Consider the following 17,768-nt stretch of genomic DNA (forward strand, 5'->3'; position numbering starts at 1 on the left):
GACCAGGCCCCGCTGCAGCTGGGGGTGATGGCATCCGGAAGCGGCAGCAACTTCGAGGCCCTGGCCCAGGCCATTCAGACGGGGACTCTCAACGCACGGATCCAGCGGCTGGTGGTGAACAATCCGGGCTGTGGTGCCCAGCAGCGGGCGGAGCGTCTCGGCATTCCGGTGTCGGTGCTTGACCATCGCCTGATCAAGAACCGGCGCGAGCTGGACGGCGAACTGGTGCGCCTGTTCCGCGCCGACCAGGTGGAACTGGTGGTGATGGCGGGGTGGATGCGGATCGTCACCGAGGTGCTGGTCAGCGGCTATTCCGATCGCCTGATCAACATCCACCCCTCACTGCTGCCCAGCTTCCGTGGCCTGGATGCCATCGGGCAGGCCCTGCAGGCCGGGGTGAAAGTCACCGGCTGCACGGTGCACATCGTCACCGAGGAACTGGATGCCGGTCCGATCCTGGCCCAGGCCGCTGTTCCAGTTCTCGATGGGGATGACCACGCCAGGCTCGCCCAACGGATTCAGGAGCAGGAACACCTGCTCCTGCCCAGGGCACTGGCTGAGCTGAAGCCCACCTGGCGTCAGGGATAGAACGACTGCAAGGGAAGCCCCGTCTCCGGAGCGAGGCCCGCCATCAGGTTGAGGCACTGCAAGCCCTGCCCGGCCTGACCCTTGATCAGGTTGTCGATGGCACTCATCAACACCAGCTGGCCGGTGCGGGTGTCCACCTGAACCGACAGCAGGGCGCGGTTGGTGTGGCGCGCCCACTTGGTGGCGGGATAGGTGCCCACCGGCAGAACCTGAACGCAGGGGTGGTGGCGGTAGATCGCCTCCAGAACCGTGGTGCAATCCTCGGCGGTGAGACCGGGGTCGCGCAGGCGGGCATACACCGTGGACAGCAGACCACGCACCATCGGCACCAGATGCGGCGTGAACTGAAGCCGCACCTCCTGGCCAGCCACCTCCATCGCCATCTGCTCGATCTCAGAGGTGTGGCGATGGCCGATCACGCCATAGGGCGCGATGGATTCCGAGGCCTCCGCCAGCAGCATCGCCTCCTTCGGCACGCGCCCTCCGCCGGAGGTGCCCGTCTTGGCATCAATGATGATGCCGCTGGTCTCGATCAGGCCCTGCTTGAGGAACGGCAGCAGAGGCAGCAGGCTGGCGGTGGGGAAGCAACCCGGTGCGGCAACAAGCTTCGCGTCAGCGATGGCGGGGCCGTTCCATTCCGGCAGGCCGTAGACGGCACTGCTGCAGAGCTCAGCGTCCTGACGGTTGAGGGAGCCGGCCTCTTTGGCGTACACCTGCAGCCACTGCTCCAGGGAGCGGTAGCGGAAGTCGGCGGAGAGGTCCACCACCCGCACACCCCGCTCCAGCAGTTGCGGTGCCAACTGACAGGCCAGGCCGTTGGGGAGGCTCAGAACAGCAAAATCGGAACAGGCCGCAATCCGATCCGGATCCGCTGATTCCACCGTTGGGTCATCCGGCAGGGGCAGGAAGGAGCAGACGGAGCTCCAGCGTTGGCCAGCACTGCGTTCACCGCCAAGAAAACTCACAGACAGGGCAGGATGGCCCTGAAGCAGACGGATGGTCTGCAGGCCGCCGTAGCCGGAGGCGCCGATCACAGCAACCCGTCCGCCCTTCACCGTTGCCATCGCTTCAACCGCCGACGTTGTCCTGCCTGCCATTGAACCAACCAGCCAACGGTCGATCGTACAGAGATCAATAATGAAGTCATCTCCCGGCGACCAGGCTCCTGAACCCCAGTTCCCTTGACCCCGCGAACGAACCGATCGCGTTTGATGCCATCAGCGACGCCCTGGCGGCGATCCGCAATGGGGAATGCGTTGTCGTGGTGGACGACGAACAACGGGAGAACGAAGGCGATCTGATCTGCGCGGCCCAGTTCGCCACCCCGGAAGCGATCAACTTCATGGCCACCGAGGCACGGGGCCTGATCTGTCTAGCCATGGAGGGACAGCGGCTGGACGAACTGGATCTGCCGCTGATGGTGGACCGCAACACCGATGCCAACGAAACGGCCTTCACCGTGAGCATCGATGCCGGCATCGAACATGGGGTGACCACCGGCATCTCCGCCGAAGACCGGGCCGCCACGATTCAGGTGGCCCTCAACCCAGCCACACGGCCAGCGGAACTGCGCCGCCCTGGGCACATCTTTCCGCTGCGCGCCCGTCCCGGCGGCGTGCTCAAACGGGCCGGTCACACCGAAGCCGCCGTGGATCTGGCTCAGCTGGCGGGCCTCAGCCCCTCCGGAGTGATCTGTGAAATCCAGAACAGCGATGGCTCGATGGCCCGCTTGCCGGAGCTGCGCAGCTACGCCGATCGCTGGGGGCTGAAGCTGATCAGCATTGCTGACCTGATCCGCTACCGGCTGGAGAACGAGCGCTTCGTTCGCCGCATGGCCCAGGCCCAGATGCCCAGCCGCTTCGGCAGCTTTCAGGCGGTGGGCTACCGCAACGAACTGGATGGCTCAGAACACGTGGCCCTGATCAAGGGTGAGCCCAATGCCCTGAGCGAACCCGTGCTGGTGCGCATGCATTCCGAATGCCTCACCGGCGATGCCTTCGGCTCACTGCGCTGCGACTGCCGGCCCCAGCTCGAGGCGGCCCTGCGTCAGATCGAAGCGGAGGGCGAGGGTGTGGTCGTTTATTTGCGCCAGGAAGGGCGGGGCATCGGCCTGATCAACAAATTGAAGGCCTACAGCCTCCAGGAAGCCGGGCTCGACACCGTTGAAGCCAACGAGCGGCTTGGCTTCCCGGCGGATCTGCGCAACTACGGCGTGGGCGCGCAGATCCTCTCCGACCTCGGCATCCATCGGCTGCGGTTGCTCACCAACAACCCACGCAAGATCGCCGGCCTCGGCGGCTATGGCCTGCAGGTGGAGGAGCGGGTGCCGCTGGTGATGGACCCCGGTGCCCATAACGCCGACTACCTGGCGGCCAAGCGGGAGAAGCTCGGGCATCTGTTCGAATCCGAGAGTCCCTGTGTGGTGCTGGCTCTGGCGGTGAACGTGGGCCCCGAAAGCTGGCCCACCATTCGCCAGGAAGTGGAAGCCATCGCCCAGCGCCATGGCTTCAGCCTTGAGGCACTGCATGAACCCCGCTTGTTAGCGCTGTGGGATCGACCGCAATTCGTCTGGAAACTGATTCCCGACGGCGCCGATGCAGTCCCCCTGCTCAAGAGCCTGGCGGCCCTGGCGGCCACCGAGCGGGTGGGTCTGATGCGCGTTCCCACGGAGCGGATGGCATTGCACCCGCCCCAGACCCTAGAACGGGTGGAGCATCAACTCAATGAGTTGATCAATCTGGGCAGTGACGAACTGCTGGAAAACGGCCCGTCACTGCTGCATTGGACCCGGAGCTGATCAGCCCTCCTGGATCGTCACTTTGTTGATCTTGGAGCCGTTGGCCAGCTTCAGCACCACATCCATGTTGCCGGTGTGGCCGAAGACGGTATGCACGCCATCGAGGTGAGGCTGGGCCTCATGGCAGATGTAGAACTGCGAGCCGCCGGTGTTGCGACCGGCATGGGCCATGGCCAGGGTGCCGGCCTGGTGCTTCTGCTGGTTGATCTCGCAATCGATCTGGTAGCCGGGGCCGCCGGTACCGGCCATGCCGCGGGCGCCTTCACGGCTGTTGGGGCATCCCCCCTGGGCCATGAAGCCGGGGATGACGCGGTGAAAGGCCAGACCGTCGTAGAAGCCATCCTTGGCGAGCTTCACGAAGTTGGCGACGGTGTTCGGGGCATCGGCTTCGAACAGCTCGAGCTCGATCAGGCCTGCTTCAGTGTCCATCAAGGCCTTGGTCATGGTGGCGCGAGCAAAATTGGAGTGTAAAGAGACGCCGACCATGCCCGACCTCTCCCAAGCCCGCGTCGGTGTGATCGGCGGCAGCGGCCTCTATTCGATCCCCGGCTTGCGGCAGATGGAGGAACGCACGGTCGACACACCCTTCGGGGCACCATCCGATCAACTGCGCCTGGGAGAGCTCGAGGGCGTCGAAACCGTCTTCCTGGCCCGCCACGGCCGCCATCACCATCTACTTCCCAGTGAAGTGCCCTACCGGTCCAACATCTGGGCGATGCGTTCCCTGGGGGTGCGCTGGCTGATCTCGCTCTCGGCGGTGGGGTCCCTGCAGGAGCATCTGCAGCCGCGCGACATGGTCGTGCCCGATCAGTTCATCGACCGCACCCGGGACCGGCCCGCCAGTTTCTTCGGCAACGGCTGCGTGGCCCACGTCAGCCTTGCAGACCCCTTCTGCCCCAATTTGAGTGCCCTGTTGGCCGATGCCGCCGAACAGGGTTTGCCGGAGGGTCGACGGCTGCACCGCGGTGGCACCTATCTCTGCATGGAGGGCCCCGCCTTCTCCACCCAGGCCGAAAGCAAGCTCTACCGCTCCTGGGATTGTTCGGTGATCGGGATGACCAATCACACCGAAGCCCGTCTGGCCCGGGAAGCCGAAGTGGCCTATGCCTCCCTGAGCATGGTCACCGACTTCGACTGCTGGCATGAGGATCACGACGCTGTCTCGGTGGAGATGGTGATCGGCAACCTTCAGGCCAATGCCTCAGCCACCGAACCGATCCTGAGTGGATTGATGCAGCGGCTCAAACAGGACCCTCCCGCCTCGCCGGCCCACACAGCCCTCGCCAACGCCCTGATTACCCCCAAAGATCAAGTCCCGGAACAGACCCGGTCCAACCTTGATCTATTCACCGCCCCCTACTGGGGACCGTTCGATCAGGCTTCCGCCAGCTGAGCGCCGCAGGCGGCCAAGGCCGGCCGCAGCTGTTGGTTGTGCTGCTGCAGATGAGCCTTGGCCTGGTCCACCGACAAGGCTGCAGCGGCCATCAACAGGGCGAGTTTCACCGATCCGCCGGCCTCCTCCAGCAGCGTCAGCCCCCGCTCCCGCTCCACACCGGCAAGATCCCGCAGGATCCGCAGGGAACGGTCCACCAGCTTGCTGTTGCTGGCGGCCACATCCACCATGCGGTTGCCGTAGACCTTGCCCAGCTTGACCATCACGGCGGTGGAGAGGGTGTTCAAGGCCAATTTTGTGGCGGTTCCAGCCTTCATCCGGGTGGATCCCGTCAGCAGCTCAGGGCCCGTGAGCAGGCGGATGTCGATGTCGCAGGGCAGGGGCGCCTGCTCCGTTGGAACACAGGCCATGGCGATGGCATGAGCTCCGATGCTTTTGGCAAACGCCAGCCCACCGCGCACGTAGGGGGTGGTGCCGCCTGCGGCGATGCCCACCAGGCAGTCCTTGGCACAGAAGCCCCGCTCCTCGAGATCGGCACGTCCGGCGGCCTCAATGTCCTCAAGCCCTTCCGAGCTGCGCAGCAACGCGGCGGAACCACCGGCGAGAACACCTTGCACCTGCTGGGGATCACTGCAGAAGGTGGGCGGACATTCCGCGGCATCCAACACCCCCAGTCGTCCGGAGGTGCCAGCACCCAGGTAGAAGAGCCGGCCGCCGGCACGGAGGCGCGCGGCAACGGCATCAACAGCCTGGGCCAGGGCCGGAGCCACCGCGGCGACGGCTTCTTGGGGGCGACGATCCTCGTCTGCAAACAACTCCACCAGCGCCAGGGTGTCGAGCTGATCCAGGCGTGAACTGCGCCGGTTGCTCTGCTCGGTGAGCAGGTGGCCGCGGTCGCTGGAGGGCTGCAGATCGGGGTCGAACACGGCCATGGCTCAGAGCAGACCCTCCAGGCGCCGACGCAGCTCATCCAGTTCAGGATTCGATTCCGGTTCGGTCTCCAGTCCCTGGCGCGCCGGCTCCACGCCCTGCTGCTCTGCCACCCCGCCGTCAGAAACAGCCTCGTCCTTCCAGTTGCTCACATCGCGGTTGCTCTGGGGGGGCGCCATAAACAGACGCTCCTCGTCATTGCTGGGCACAAAGCCCGACTCGATCAGCCGGGCCTCGTAACCGGCCTCACGGCAGAACAGATCCACGTCTTCCCGATCGAGGGCCTCCACTGTCGGGACCGGAAAGTCCTGGGCCTCCAGAAGACCGGCATAACGCTCGGCATCGTCGGGGTTCTCAAACAGCAGAACCACGGTTCGTCCAGCGATTTCAAGCGAGTGGATGCCTTCGCTATCCGTACCGGCATCAAAGAGCAGGACGTGGACGCGCATCGGGAAAACCGTCAGATCAACCGGACCGGAGTCTCACCCATCGTCAACCACCCTGCTCGGATTCGCTCACCAGTTCCTGAAGACGTCGGTAGAGGGCCCGTTCCGCATCACCCAGATCCGACGGAATCACCACAACGATCTCCACCAACTGGTCACCCCGCTCGTCATCCAGCTGCAGCCCGCGCCCCCGCAGCCGCAGCAAACGTCCACTGGATGAGCCTGGAGGAACCTGCAGCGTCACAGGGCCATCCAGGGTCGGCACATCCACGGCGCAACCGAGGGCTGCATCCGGTGGGAACAGCATCAGCTTGTAGAGCACCCGCAGACCATCAATCCGCAGGCCGTCATCGGTCACGACCCGGAGCTGCAGGAAATGATCACGGCCGCCGGGGGCAACGCCCTCAAGCCGCAGACGCCAGCCATCCCCAGCAACGGGGGGCGTGTTCAGCTCAATCACGGTGCCGTCATCGAGCGTCAGTTCCACAACGGTTCCCTGGAGAGCCTGATCCGGAGTGAGATAAACCACCGACTCGAGATCTTCCACGGCACGCACCGGGGGCGGCGGCGGCGGTGCCGACACCGGACTTCGGAAGGGGGGATCGGGCTCGTCCTCAACCTCAACTGAGGAACGACCGGTTCCACCGCCGAAGATCACATCGAGGTAGTCCTCAAAATCTGGGAAGCCCTGGGCAAAGGGATCTGCAACATCCGCACGGGAACCACCCCCTCTCTGCCAGGCCTCACGCCGGCGGGGATCGCTGAGCACCGCATAGGCCTCATTCACCAGCTTGAAGCGCTCTTCAGCAACGGGATCGTTGCTGTTGAGATCGGGGTGCCAGCGGCGCGCCTCCCGGCGAAAGGCCCGTTTCAGTTGCTGATCGGTGCAGTCGGAATCAACCCCCAGCAGAGACCAGTAATCAGGCTCAGCGGTAGATGTCATCGTCCCAAGGTGCAGGTTCACGCCGGCTTAAACCACGGCCACGGTCACCCGGACGGCTGGGGGGACCCCAGGGGTCTTCGTCCCAGTCATCGGCAAACAGCTCATCCTTGAGGGAGCCCAGGGTGTTGCGGATCCCCTGAAGCGGGCTGCCATCGGCCTGACGTTCCGCCGACAGCCGGCGGTTCAGCCCGAACAACGCCTCCTCGAGACCACTCACGCAGAGATCAAGCTCCTGGAGGTCGTCATTGGCGAGACAGTCCTGCACGTCACGCATGGCCATTTCAACGGCCCGTTGCTGCCGTTCAGCGCCATAGGGCCCCAGCTCGAGCGAGGCATCCCGCAGCCGCCGTTCCGCCTGGGCAAGCAAGGTCTGAGCCCGGTTGCGGCGCTCGATCTGATTGCGTTTGCGCCTGTCCTCATCAGCCCTCGCCTCCGCTTCCGCCAGCAGAGCGGTCACATCCTCCTCATTGAGGTTCGAGCCGCCCTGAATCGACACCGACTGCTTGCGGCCGGTGGTGCGGTCGGTGGCACTGACCTGCAGCAGGCCATTGGCATCGATGTCGAAGGCCACCTGCACCTGCGGCACCCCCCGCGGAGCCGGTGGAATCCCGGAGAGCCGGAAACGTCCGAGGGATTTGTTGTCCGTCGCCATCTGGCGCTCCCCTTGCCAGACATGGATTTCCACGGACGACTGATTGGCTTCCGAGGTGCTGAACACATCGGACTGACGCACGGGGATCGGTGTGTTGCGGGGAATCAGCACCTTCATCAATCCGCCGATGGTCTCCAGTCCCAACGACAGGGGGGTGACGTCGTTGAGCAGCAGATCCCTGAGTTCACCGGTGAGGATTCCGGCCTGTACAGCAGCACCGATGGCCACCACCTCATCTGGATTCACCGATTGGCAGGGATCGATCGGCACGAGGGTGCGCACCAATTGCTGAACCATCGGCATCCGCGTGGCACCACCCACCAGCACAACGTCATCGATGTCGTCAGCCGACCAGCCTGAGTCGCGCAGCGCTGCCTGGACAGGACTCAGCAGACGATCCAGCAGATCGGGACAGAGCCCTTCGAAGGTGGCGCGGTCCAGGCGGGTTTCGATGTGCAGCGGACCATCGCTGCCGGTAGCAATAAAGGGAAGCGAAATCGGGGTGCTCAGCACGCCGGAAAGTTCCTGCTTCGCCTTCTCAGCTGCTTCCGTCAACCGCTGCAGGGCCTGGCGATCGCGGCGCAGATCAACCTTGTGCTCCTCTTCAAAGGCATCGGCAAGCCAGTTGACGATGCGTTGATCGAAATCGTTGCCGCCGAGTTGCGTGTCGCCGTTCGTCGCCTTGACGTCAAAAACGCCGTTAGCGATGCGCAGCAGCGACACGTCAAAGGTGCCGCCACCAAGGTCGAAGACCAGGACCCGTTTGACGGCGCTGCGGTCAAAGCCATAGGCCAGAGCAGCTGCGGTGGGCTCATTGAGGATGCGCTCCACCGAGATGCCCGCCAGCCGTCCGGCGTCACGGGTGGCCTGGCGCTGTGCGTCGTTGAAGTAAGCGGGCACGGTCACCACCGCCGCTTCCACCGGTTCACCCAGATAGGTGGACGCGTCATCGACAAGCTTGCGAATGATGCTGGCCACCAGTTCTTCGGGCGCGTATTCCCGCTCGGTGACCGGGCAAGGCACCCGAACCTGCCCCTGGTCGTTGGCACGCACCGTGTAGGGAACCGAGAGGCTGCTGTCCTCCAGTTCGTCCCAGTCCCGGCCGACGAACCGCTTCAGGTTGGAGAAGGTGTTGCGGGGGCTGAGCACCAGCTGGCGCCGGGCCAGCTGACCCACCAACAGTTCCTGATCCTTGGTGTATCCGACAACGGATGGGGTGGTTCGGCCGCCCTCGGCATTGGCGATCACGTGGGGACGACCTGCCTCCAGCACAGCGACAACCGAATTGGTGGTCCCCAGATCGATTCCGACGATCCGCCCCATATCCCTGAAAACTTGATCCCCACGCTAACGGCAGGTTCAAACCGGCTCCAGTCCCTCCCTTGAGCGGTTGTTAATGCCCCCAAACGGTTCGGGTCATACGTTGTAAGGGCGCGCCATTGGATGCATGTCCGACCCGGACAGTCGTTACTTGCTCCGAAGCCGTCCACCAGCGGAAAAGCTGGTGGACATCAGTTTCAGAAATCTCGCCATCGCCATGGCCTCCGTTGTGGCGATCGTTCTGTTCTCAATCCTTGTGGTGGTTTTCCAGGGAAGCCTGGATTCCATGGCCCGCTACGGATGGCGATTTCTGGTCACCTCAGACTGGAATCCCGTGGACGATCAGTACGGGGCCGGAGCCGCGATCTACGGCACCTTGATCACGTCACTACTCGCGTTGATGATCGCGGTGCCCCTCGGTGTTGGCACGGCCATTTTCATCACCGAAAACATCATTCCCAAGCGGATCAGGGACGTGATCGGCCTGATGGTGGAACTGCTCGCGGCGATTCCATCGGTGGTGCTTGGCCTCTGGGCCATTTTTGTGATGGAACCGTTCATCAGGCCTGGGCTGGAACTTCTTTATCAGCTGTTCAATTGGTTCCCCCTGTTCAGCACCCCACCGATGGGGCCTGGCACCATTCCCGCCGTGTTGATCCTGGTGGTGATGATCCTGCCGATCATCACGGCGATCTCCCGTGATTGCCTGAATCAGGTTCCGCCGCAACTGCGCCAGGCGGCCTATGGGGTGGGCACAACCCGCTGGGGAGCCATCATCAATGTGATTCTCCCGGCAGCGATTTCCGGAATCATTGGTGGTGTGATGTTGGCCTTGGGCCGGGCCATGGGCGAAACCATGGCCGTGACCATGATCATCGGAAATTCCAACAACTTCAGCGTTTCGCTGCTGGCCCCTGGCAACACCATCGCAGCGATGCTGGCCAATCAATTTGGTGAGGCGGATGGCTCCCAGGTGTCATCACTGATGTACGCAGCGTTCGTGCTGATTGTTCTCACCCTGTGCGTGAATATTTTTGCCCAGTGGATCGTGAAGCGTTTGAGCCTGAAGTACTGACATGACACAGACGCTCACCCACAACAAGGCCAAGTCAGCTTCTGACCTCAGCTACAAACCCTTTAAACGCAGAAACATCAGCAGCAGGGCGCTCTCGTTTCTGGCAGCCCTGTTTGCCGCGATTGCTGTTCTGCCCCTGATCCTTGTGCTGGGCTACGTGCTCGTGCAGGGGGGCAGCAAGATCAGCCTGGCCCTGCTGACGCAACTTCCACCACCGCCAGGCCTCGAAGACGGCGGCATCGCCAATGCGATCGTTGGAACGCTGGTGGTGACCGCCATCGCTGCACTGATCGCCGTTCCGGTGGGCGTCGGCGGCGGAGTTTTTCTGGCTGAATACTCCCGTTCGGGATGGTTCGCTCAGTTCATTCGCTTCGGCACCAATGTGCTGGCCGGGGTGCCATCGATCATTGCCGGGGTTTTCATTTACGGCACGATCGTCACCAGTCGAATCCTGTTCGGAAACGCCTACAGCGCCGTGGCCGGCGGCATGGCGCTGGCGGTGCTGATGCTTCCCACAGTGATCAAAACCACCGATGAAGGCCTAAAGCTGGTGCCCGACGATCTCCGGCGTGGCGCCCTCGGCGTGGGGGCATCCCGGTTCGTCACCGTTGTTCGCATCACCCTGCCTGCCGCATTAACCCCGATAGCCACAGGGGTTGTGCTGGGCATCGCCCGAGCAGCAGGGGAAACAGCTCCCTTGATCTTCACCGCTCTGTTCTCACCGTTCTGGTCGGATCTGCTTACGCCCGAAGGGATCTTCGCTCCAATCGCGACCCTCTCGGTAATGATCTACAACTTCGCGATCATGCCCTACGAATTTCACAACGAGCTGGCGTGGGCCGCATCGTTTGTGCTCGTCGTGATGATCCTGGCCCTGAACCTGTTCTCTCGCTGGCTGGCGCGATTTGCTGCCAAATAAACCTTTTTCTGCATAAAACAATGACGACTCTTCAACAGCCCCAAGCCACCGAGTCCCACAACACAGACGTCGCCCTTTCCCTGCAGAACGTCACGATCAGCTACGGCAATTTCGAAGCCGTCAAAAACGTCTACTGCGAGATTCCCCGCGGCAAGGTGACAGCCTTCATTGGCCCATCCGGATGTGGAAAGTCCACGGTGCTTCGTTCATTGAATCGGATGAACGATCTGATCGAAGGCTGCTCACTGAAGGGAAACATCCTGTTTGGAGGCGTAGACCTCTATGGGCCCAAGATTGATCCCGTGGAGGTGCGTCGCCGGATCGGAATGGTGTTCCAACAACCCAACCCATTCCCGAAAAGCATCTACGAAAACATCGCCTTCGGCGCTCGGATCAATGGCTACACCGGAGACATGGATGAACTTGTTGAGCGTTCCCTCCGCCAGGCGGCGGTTTGGGATGAGTGCAAAGACAAGCTGAATGAAAGCGGGTATTCGCTCTCAGGCGGACAGCAGCAGCGCCTCTGCATCGCGCGCACGATCGCGATTCAGCCAGAGGTCATCCTCATGGATGAGCCCTGCTCAGCCCTTGATCCCATCTCAACGTTGAAGATCGAGGAGACGATGCATGAGCTCAAGAAGAGCTTCACCATCGTGATCGTCACCCACAACATGCAGCAGGCCGTTCGCGTCAGCGACATGACCGCCTTTTACAACGCAGAGGCCGTTGAAGGCGGAACCGGAAAAGTGGGTTACCTCGTGGAATTCAACGAGACCGACAAGATCTTCAACGCACCCCAACAGCAGGCCACACAGGACTACGTCTCCGGTCGTTTCGGCTGATCGCCGAGCCGGCCCCAGGTAAGGCGGTGATTGGGCCTTCAGGCCTCGAAAAGGGCAAAAAAAATCCGGTCCTGATGGACCGGAGAAGCGGAGAGCGAGGGATTCGAACCCTCGATAGAGTTGCCCCTATACAGCATTTCCAGTGCTGCGCCTTCGACCACTCGGCCAGCTCTCCACCGGCTAAATGGGGCAGGTGAGAATGTAGCAGGGCACTGCCAGCAGACCTTCATGCGTCCCAGCCACAGGATCACGATTCACTGGCGCCAGGAGGGTCGCACCATCACCCACGACGTCCCTGAGGGGGACTACATCCTTCACAGCTTCGAAGAGCAGGGTGACCCACTTCCTTTCTCCTGCAGAAACGGATGCTGCACGGAGTGCGCCGTTCGCGTGCAGAGCGGCAACCTCGACCAGCGCGAAGCCATGGGTTTGTCGCGGGAGCTGAGGGACAAGGGCTACGGCCTGCTCTGCGTGGCCCGCGCCATCGGGCCCCTGGAGGCTGAAACCCAGGATGAGGATGAGGTGTACGAGCTCCAGTTCGGTCGCCACTTCGGCAAAGGGCGCGTCACTGCTCGCATTCCCCTCGAGGAGGAGTGAACATGCCGAAATCGATCTGCACCCGTGCCGCCCACGAAGCCGGTCTCAACCCAAGCGATCTGGAGCGTCTTGTCGGCGTGGCCCGCTCAGCGGCCGATGCCGGTGGCCAGGAACTGATGCGCCACTACGGGCGCCTGTCGTCCATCGAAAGCAAAGGCCGCGTCGGCGACCTGGTCACCAATGCCGACCTTGCTGCCGAACGCATCGTCTTGGAGCTGCTGGCGGAGCAAACCCCTGAGATTGCCGTGCTGGCGGAGGAAAGCGGGGCAGCCGGTCAGCAGGACGGCCTGAGGTGGTGTGTTGACCCCCTCGATGGGACCACAAACTTCGCCCACGGCTACCCCTTTTTTGCCACCTCAATCGGACTCACCCTGGGCCAGCAGCCCATCCTCGGGGCCATCGCTGTGCCCTTTCTGAAGGAGATGTACTGGGGGGCACCGGGGGTCGGAGCGTTCTGCAACGACAGACCAATGCAGGTGAGCAGTTGCGATCGGCTCGAAGACTCCCTACTGGTCACCGGGTTCGCCTACGACCGGCACACCCGACTCGACAACAACTACGCCGAGTTCTGCTGGTTCACCCATCGCACCCACGGCGTGCGCCGGGGCGGTGCTGCAGCGGTGGACCTGGCCTTCGTGGCCGCTGGCCGCCAGGACGGCTATTGGGAACGGGGCTTGTCTCCCTGGGATCTGGCCGCTGGCGTGGCGTTGGTGGATCTGGCCGGTGGAACCGTCACCGGCTATGGCAATAGACCCTTCAACCTCTCCAGTGGCCGGGTCGTTGCCGCTGGCGCCAGCCTGCATGCGGCGATCACCGAGGGGCTGTCTCAGGTGCAACCACTCCCTGGAGCCGCCTTCGGAGCGCCCGAGGTCACGGCCATGGGATCCTGAGGCGTGGCCGAGAGGACGTGAGATGGCGCTGCAACCTGCAGCTGGCGCAAAGGATCTGAATCCACGTCAGGTGGAGACCAACCGACAGCTGACGGAACGTCTGGCGTCGGTCTACCGCCTCTGGGGCTACGACGAGGTCTCGCCCCCCCGGGTGGAACGCCTGGCCACCCTGATGGCCGGCGGTGCCATCGACAGCTCAGACATTGTTCGTCTGGTGGCTGATGACCCCCTCGGGCTGCGCCCGGAGATGACAGCATCCATCGCCAGAGCCGCCTGCACCCGATTTGCAGATCGCCGGAGACCGCTGCGGCTCTGGGCCTCTGGCACGGTGTTCCGCACCCGTTCCGCCGATGAGGGTGGTCAGTGCATTGAGGAAAACCTTCAGAGCGGCGTTGAACTGTTCGGTGTCAGTGGCAGCGAAGCGGAGATGGAGCTGCTGAGCCTGCTGATGGCCTCCGTTCAGACCCTGGGGCTGCAGGCCAGCCAGAAACCGAGGCTGTTGCTGGGGCACACCGCTCTGATGGATCTGGTGCTCCGTCCGTTCAGCGGTGCGTTGCGTGATCAGATCCGCACGGCATTGATCGATTTCGACCGGTTGGCCATCGAGAGCTTCGATCTGGCCGACGCTGAGAAGACCAGGCTGCTCTCCTTGTTGGACTGCCGTGGCACCCCCGACCAGGTGCTGACGCAGCTCGGCAGTCTCTGCGGGGAACAGCCGGTCTTCGATGAGCTGCGGCGCCTCTGTGCCCATCTCGCCTCGGCAGCTCAGGCTCAGGCGGTGACGATCCAGCTGGATCCAACCTTTCAACCCCATTTCGAGCTCTACACCGGCCTGGTGTTCCAGCTGGTCTGTGATGGCCGCAGTTCACCGGTGGTGATTGCCCGCGGCGGCCGCTACGACGATCTGGTGCGCCGTTGCGGCGCAACGGATGACCGGGCTTTTGGCGCTGGGTTCAGCCTCGCGATCGATCCGATCCGCGAACTGATTTCAGACCTGGATGCTGCCGAACAGGAGCAGTCCGATGTTCTCGTTGCTTTTTCAACGGCTTCGAATCTGGAATCCGCGATGGAGCGTCAGCGCGGCTGGCACGAGCAGGGACGCACCGCCGTGATGGCCCTGGAACCCCTGGCGTCCAAGCAGGAGGCTGAGCAGCTGGCGAAGGCCCAGGGTGGTCTGCAGCTGGATTGGGTCGATCCTTAGGATCCCGCTGTGCAGCAGGACCTCCATGGCTCATTCCATCGTCACTGACGTTTGCGAGGGAATCGCTGATTGCGTTGATGCCTGCCCTGTGGCCTGTATCGACCAAGGCAAAGGAAAGAACAAGAAGGGCACTGACTTCTACTGGATCAATTTCGACACCTGCATCGATTGCGGTATCTGCCTGCAGGTGTGTCCCGTTGAGGGGGCCATCGTCGCAGAAGAGCGCCCCGACCTGCAGAAGACGCCCTGAGCTGGACCAAGGGACGTCGGTAAAAGGTACGGGGAACCCCCTGAAACAGCCGTTGAGCCCGGGTAAAACCTGTCTCTAGTGTCTGGTTTTTCGCAGCAAAGGAATGGCGGTGCTGGAGGAACAGGGTCAGATTCAGATCCACACCGAAAACATTTTCCCGATCATCAAGAAGGCCGTTTATTCCGGCCATGAGGTGTTTCTGCGGGAGCTGGTGAGCAATGGCGTTGACGCCATCAGCAAGCGCCGCATGGCGGCGATGGCCGGCGATTGCAGTGAAGGGGATGACGGGGCCATTCGGATCAGTGTGGACCGAGAAGCCAAAACGCTCACCATCAGCGACAACGGCATCGGCATGACCGCCGATGAGGTGAAGCGCTACATCAACCAGGTGGCCTTCTCCAGCGCCGAGGATTTCCTGGAGAAGTACAAGCAGGAAAATGACGCCATCATTGGCCACTTCGGCCTGGGCTTCTATTCCAGCTTCATGGTGGCCGAGCGGGTTGAGCTGCTGACCCGTTCAGCCCGGCCCGAGGCTGAGGCCGTGCGTTGGAGCTGTGATGGTTCTCCGAACTTCAGCCTCACTGCCGCCGAGAAAGACCAGCCCGGTACGGACGTGATCCTTCATCTGATGGAGGACGAGCTCGAATATCTCGAACCGGCTCGGATCCGCACCCTGATCAACACCTACTGCGACTTCATGGCAGTGCCGGTGCAGCTGGAAGGGGAAACCATCAACAAGATGGATGCCCCCTGGCGCAAAAGCGCCAGAGATCTGAGTGATCAGGACTACATCGACCTGTACCACTACCTCTATCCCTTCCAGGGCGATCCCCTGCTCTGGGTTCACCTCAACACCGACTACCCCTACAACCTCCAGGGCATTCTTTTCTTCCCCAAGCAGACCGGACGTGCCGACTGGGAGAAGGGGGAAATCAAGCTGTACTGCAACCAGGTGTTCGTCAGCGATTCGATCAAGGAGGTCGTTCCGCGCTACCTGTTGCCCCTGCGGGGAGTGATCGATTCACCCGATATCCCCCTGAACGTGAGCCGCAGTGCTCTGCAAACCGACCGACGCGTTCGCTCCATCGGCAACTTCGTCACCAAGAAAGTGTCCGACCGGCTGCGGAACCTGAAAAAGGAGGATCCCAAGGGTTACGCCGAAGCCTGGAATGCCCTGGCACCCTTCGTGAAGATCGGCGCCATGGAGGACGAGAAGTTCGCCGAACAGGTGTCTGAACTGATCCTGTTCGCCACCACCGCTGCAGCAGGGGAAGGGGACGACGCTGACCCGATCGCCTGCGATGGCCGTGCCTTCACCACCCTGGAGGGGTACCGCAGCCGATTGGCCGCGGATCAGAACAAGCGTGTGCTCTACAGCACCGATGACGTTGCCCAGGCCGGTGCGCTCAACCTCTGGACCTCCCAGGGCGCGGAAGTGCTGAAGCTGGAGACGGTGATCGACACCCAGTTCATCCCCTGGCTGGAACATCGCCATGAGGAACTCACCTTCCAGCGCGTCGACTCGGAACTGGACGAAAGCCTGAAGGACAACGATGCCGAACTCACCGATCAGGACGGCACCACGGAGTCAGACCGACTGCGTGATCTGATCAAAGCAGCCCTCGCCAACGACAAGGTGACCGTTCAGGTGCAGGCCTTGAAAGCCGAGGGGGCACCGCCGGCCATGATTCTTCTGCCGGAACAGATGCGCCGGCTGAACGACATGGGCGCCTTGATGGAACAACGCCTGCCGGGCCTTCCCGAGCATCACGTGCTGCTGGTGAACCGGCGCCACCCCCTTGTGGAGGGGATGCTGAAGTTGCGTGCCGGTGGCGTGCTGGTAGGAGCGGCGGACACATCGACGACCGCAAGCCTGGCCGAGGATGTGGCCCGCTATCTGTATGACATGGCGCGCCTGGGCGTCGGGGGTCTGGAGCCCAATGAGCTGGCCGGTTTCCAGACCCGCAGCACTGAATTGATGGGTGCCTTGATGCAGAGAGGACTTTGACCTGAAGACCTTTTGCTAAATTAGTTGTTTGGAACTGGCTTTTCAGCTCCAAACAACCTCTCAGTAGAAGGACATCGTCATGTCACGGGTGTGTCAGCTCACCGGTACTCGCGCCAACAACGGCATGGCCGTGAGCCATTCCCACATCCGCACCAAGAAGCTGCAGCAGGCAAACCTGCAGCAGCGTCGCCTCTGGTGGGCGGAAGGCAACCGCTGGGTGAAGCTGCGTGTCACCACCCGCGCCCTCAAAACCATCCAGAAGAAAGGCCTGGGCGCCTACGCCAAGTCTCTGGGCATTAACCTGGCCAAGATCTGAGATCTTGAACGGGTGAATCGGCGGGAATTACTAATCAAGTCCGGCCTTTTCCTTGCAGCTTTGACGCTCACACCCTCGCGGGCTTCGGCCCTCGGGGGTCTTGTTTTGGAAACGGGTACAACCGTGCCTGATTTCGATCTGCCCGGATCCAGTCAGTCCGAACCCGATCGGAAGCAATGGAGCAGCCGTGATCTGCGCGGCCGCTGGCTCGCGGTTTACTTCTATCCAAGGGATTTCACCGGCGGATGCACGATCGAAGCCCGGGGCTTCGAAAGCCTTCACAACGACTTCCTTCAGGCCGGTGCGGAAGTGATCGGCATCAGCGCCGACAGCGTTGACGACCATGAATCCTTCTGTGAGAGCGAAGGATTGAGCTTCCCCCTGCTGTCCGATCCCGACGGGACCGTGAGCAAGGCCTACGGGTCGTGGATGGCGCCGTACTCGCTGCGCCACACCTTTCTGATCGATCCGGACGGGGTCTTGCGCGAACGCTGGGTGGCGGTTCGACCCAACGGTCACGCCCGCGAGGTGCTGGATTCGTTGGTGTCTTTTCAGACCAAAGCCGCCGTTTGACAAAAGAGGGCTTTTGCTGAATGGTGGA

General features: G+C 62.5%; 19 protein-coding genes and 1 tRNA gene. 13 read left to right on the forward strand and 7 right to left on the reverse strand.

The window, feature by feature from the left end; genetic code table 11:
• Window positions 1-27: 27 nt before the first annotated feature.
• Window positions 28-588, forward strand: coding sequence for a phosphoribosylglycinamide formyltransferase (gene purN, locus DXY03_RS03290; protein WP_244272232.1), 561 nt, complete (start codon window positions 28-30; stop codon window positions 586-588).
• On the opposite strand, the gene argC is transcribed toward purN, so the two are convergent.
• Window positions 579-1,652, reverse strand: coding sequence for an N-acetyl-gamma-glutamyl-phosphate reductase (gene argC / locus DXY03_RS03295; RefSeq protein ID WP_115009091.1), 1,074 nt, complete (start codon window positions 1,650-1,652; stop codon window positions 579-581). The two genes, purN and argC, sit on opposite strands and share 10 nt — an antisense overlap.
• 137 nt (window positions 1,653-1,789) lie before the next feature.
• Here argC and ribBA point away from each other — a divergent pair, with 137 nt between their 5' ends.
• Complete coding sequence (ribBA, locus tag DXY03_RS03300) at window positions 1,790-3,385, forward strand: bifunctional 3,4-dihydroxy-2-butanone-4-phosphate synthase/GTP cyclohydrolase II (protein ID WP_115009092.1); 1,596 nt, start codon at window positions 1,790-1,792, stop codon at window positions 3,383-3,385.
• Here ribBA and DXY03_RS03305 read toward each other — a convergent pair whose 3' ends face one another.
• A complete protein-coding gene (locus tag DXY03_RS03305) occupies window positions 3,386-3,829 on the reverse strand; it encodes a peptidylprolyl isomerase (RefSeq protein ID WP_114989232.1) in 444 nt (147 codons plus the stop codon).
• On the opposite strand from DXY03_RS03305, the gene mtnP reads away from it, so the two are divergent.
• A complete protein-coding gene (gene mtnP / locus DXY03_RS03310; RefSeq protein ID WP_371637595.1) occupies window positions 3,828-4,778 on the forward strand; it encodes an S-methyl-5'-thioadenosine phosphorylase in 951 nt (316 codons plus the stop codon). The two genes, DXY03_RS03305 and mtnP, sit on opposite strands and share 2 nt — an antisense overlap.
• Here mtnP and murQ read toward each other — a convergent pair.
• Genes murQ through dnaK form a run of 4 tightly spaced genes read right to left on the reverse strand, consistent with a single transcriptional unit; the run spans window position 4,760 to window position 9,072 of the window.
• A complete protein-coding gene (murQ, locus tag DXY03_RS03315) occupies window positions 4,760-5,710 on the reverse strand; it encodes an N-acetylmuramic acid 6-phosphate etherase (RefSeq protein WP_115009094.1) in 951 nt (316 codons plus the stop codon). The genes mtnP and murQ overlap by 19 nt on opposite strands.
• Window positions 5,711-5,713: 3 nt before the next feature.
• The gene (locus DXY03_RS03320) at window positions 5,714-6,157 is read right to left on the reverse strand and encodes a DUF3110 domain-containing protein (RefSeq protein ID WP_115009095.1); all 444 of its coding nucleotides are present in this window, start codon (window positions 6,155-6,157) and stop codon (window positions 5,714-5,716) included.
• 43 nt (window positions 6,158-6,200) lie between these two features.
• A complete protein-coding gene (locus DXY03_RS03325; protein WP_115009096.1) occupies window positions 6,201-7,097 on the reverse strand; it encodes a DnaJ domain-containing protein in 897 nt (298 codons plus the stop codon).
• On the reverse strand, window positions 7,081-9,072 hold the full coding sequence (dnaK, locus tag DXY03_RS03330) for a molecular chaperone DnaK (RefSeq protein ID WP_115009097.1): 1,992 nt from the start codon (window positions 9,070-9,072) through the stop codon (window positions 7,081-7,083). The genes DXY03_RS03325 and dnaK overlap by 17 nt, the downstream gene beginning before the upstream one ends.
• Window positions 9,073-9,196: 124 nt before the next feature.
• On the opposite strand from dnaK, the gene pstC reads away from it, so the two are divergent.
• The 3 genes from pstC to pstB are packed head-to-tail and all read left to right on the forward strand — an operon-like array spanning window position 9,197 to window position 11,905.
• Window positions 9,197-10,144: a phosphate ABC transporter permease subunit PstC gene (gene pstC, locus DXY03_RS03335; protein ID WP_115009098.1), complete on the forward strand. Its 948-nt coding sequence runs from the start codon at window positions 9,197-9,199 to the stop codon at window positions 10,142-10,144.
• 1 nt (window position 10,145) lies between these two features.
• Complete coding sequence (gene pstA, locus DXY03_RS03340) at window positions 10,146-11,063, forward strand: phosphate ABC transporter permease PstA (RefSeq protein WP_115009099.1); 918 nt, start codon at window positions 10,146-10,148, stop codon at window positions 11,061-11,063.
• A gap of 20 nt (window positions 11,064-11,083) precedes the next feature.
• Entirely contained in the window at window positions 11,084-11,905 is an 822-nt protein-coding gene (pstB, locus tag DXY03_RS03345; protein WP_115009100.1) for a phosphate ABC transporter ATP-binding protein PstB, read from the forward strand.
• Between the two features lie 88 nt (window positions 11,906-11,993).
• Here the strand turns inward: pstB and DXY03_RS03350 are convergent.
• Window positions 11,994-12,080 (reverse strand) — tRNA-Ser (locus DXY03_RS03350).
• 53 nt (window positions 12,081-12,133) lie between these two features.
• Here DXY03_RS03350 and DXY03_RS03355 point away from each other — a divergent pair.
• From DXY03_RS03355 to DXY03_RS03385, 7 genes are all read left to right on the forward strand, one after another.
• Window positions 12,134-12,502 (forward strand): 2Fe-2S iron-sulfur cluster-binding protein, encoded by a 369-nt coding sequence (locus DXY03_RS03355; RefSeq protein ID WP_114989241.1) that lies wholly within the window; start codon window positions 12,134-12,136, stop codon window positions 12,500-12,502.
• Window positions 12,503-12,504: 2 nt separating this feature from the next.
• Window positions 12,505-13,392 carry an inositol monophosphatase family protein gene (locus DXY03_RS03360; RefSeq protein WP_115009101.1) on the forward strand — a complete coding sequence of 296 codons (888 nt, stop codon included), beginning with the start codon at window positions 12,505-12,507 and terminating at the stop codon, window positions 13,390-13,392.
• Between the two features lie 22 nt (window positions 13,393-13,414).
• Entirely contained in the window at window positions 13,415-14,593 is a 1,179-nt protein-coding gene (locus DXY03_RS03365) for an ATP phosphoribosyltransferase regulatory subunit (RefSeq protein ID WP_115009102.1), read from the forward strand.
• A gap of 25 nt (window positions 14,594-14,618) precedes the next feature.
• Window positions 14,619-14,843 carry a ferredoxin family protein gene (locus DXY03_RS03370; RefSeq protein ID WP_006851587.1) on the forward strand — a complete coding sequence of 75 codons (225 nt, stop codon included), beginning with the start codon at window positions 14,619-14,621 and terminating at the stop codon, window positions 14,841-14,843.
• 103 nt (window positions 14,844-14,946) lie between these two features.
• A complete protein-coding gene (gene htpG, locus DXY03_RS03375) occupies window positions 14,947-16,851 on the forward strand; it encodes a molecular chaperone HtpG (protein ID WP_115009103.1) in 1,905 nt (634 codons plus the stop codon).
• Between the two features lie 79 nt (window positions 16,852-16,930).
• A complete protein-coding gene (rpmB, locus tag DXY03_RS03380; RefSeq protein WP_006850205.1) occupies window positions 16,931-17,167 on the forward strand; it encodes a 50S ribosomal protein L28 in 237 nt (78 codons plus the stop codon).
• A 12-nt stretch (window positions 17,168-17,179) separates the two neighbouring features.
• The gene (locus DXY03_RS03385; protein ID WP_115009104.1) at window positions 17,180-17,740 is read left to right on the forward strand and encodes a peroxiredoxin; all 561 of its coding nucleotides are present in this window, start codon (window positions 17,180-17,182) and stop codon (window positions 17,738-17,740) included.
• Window positions 17,741-17,768 lie beyond the last annotated feature (28 nt).

It is taken from the genome of Synechococcus sp. N5 (assembly GCF_900473925.1).
Lineage (GTDB): Bacteria > Cyanobacteriota > Cyanobacteriia > PCC-6307 > Cyanobiaceae > Parasynechococcus.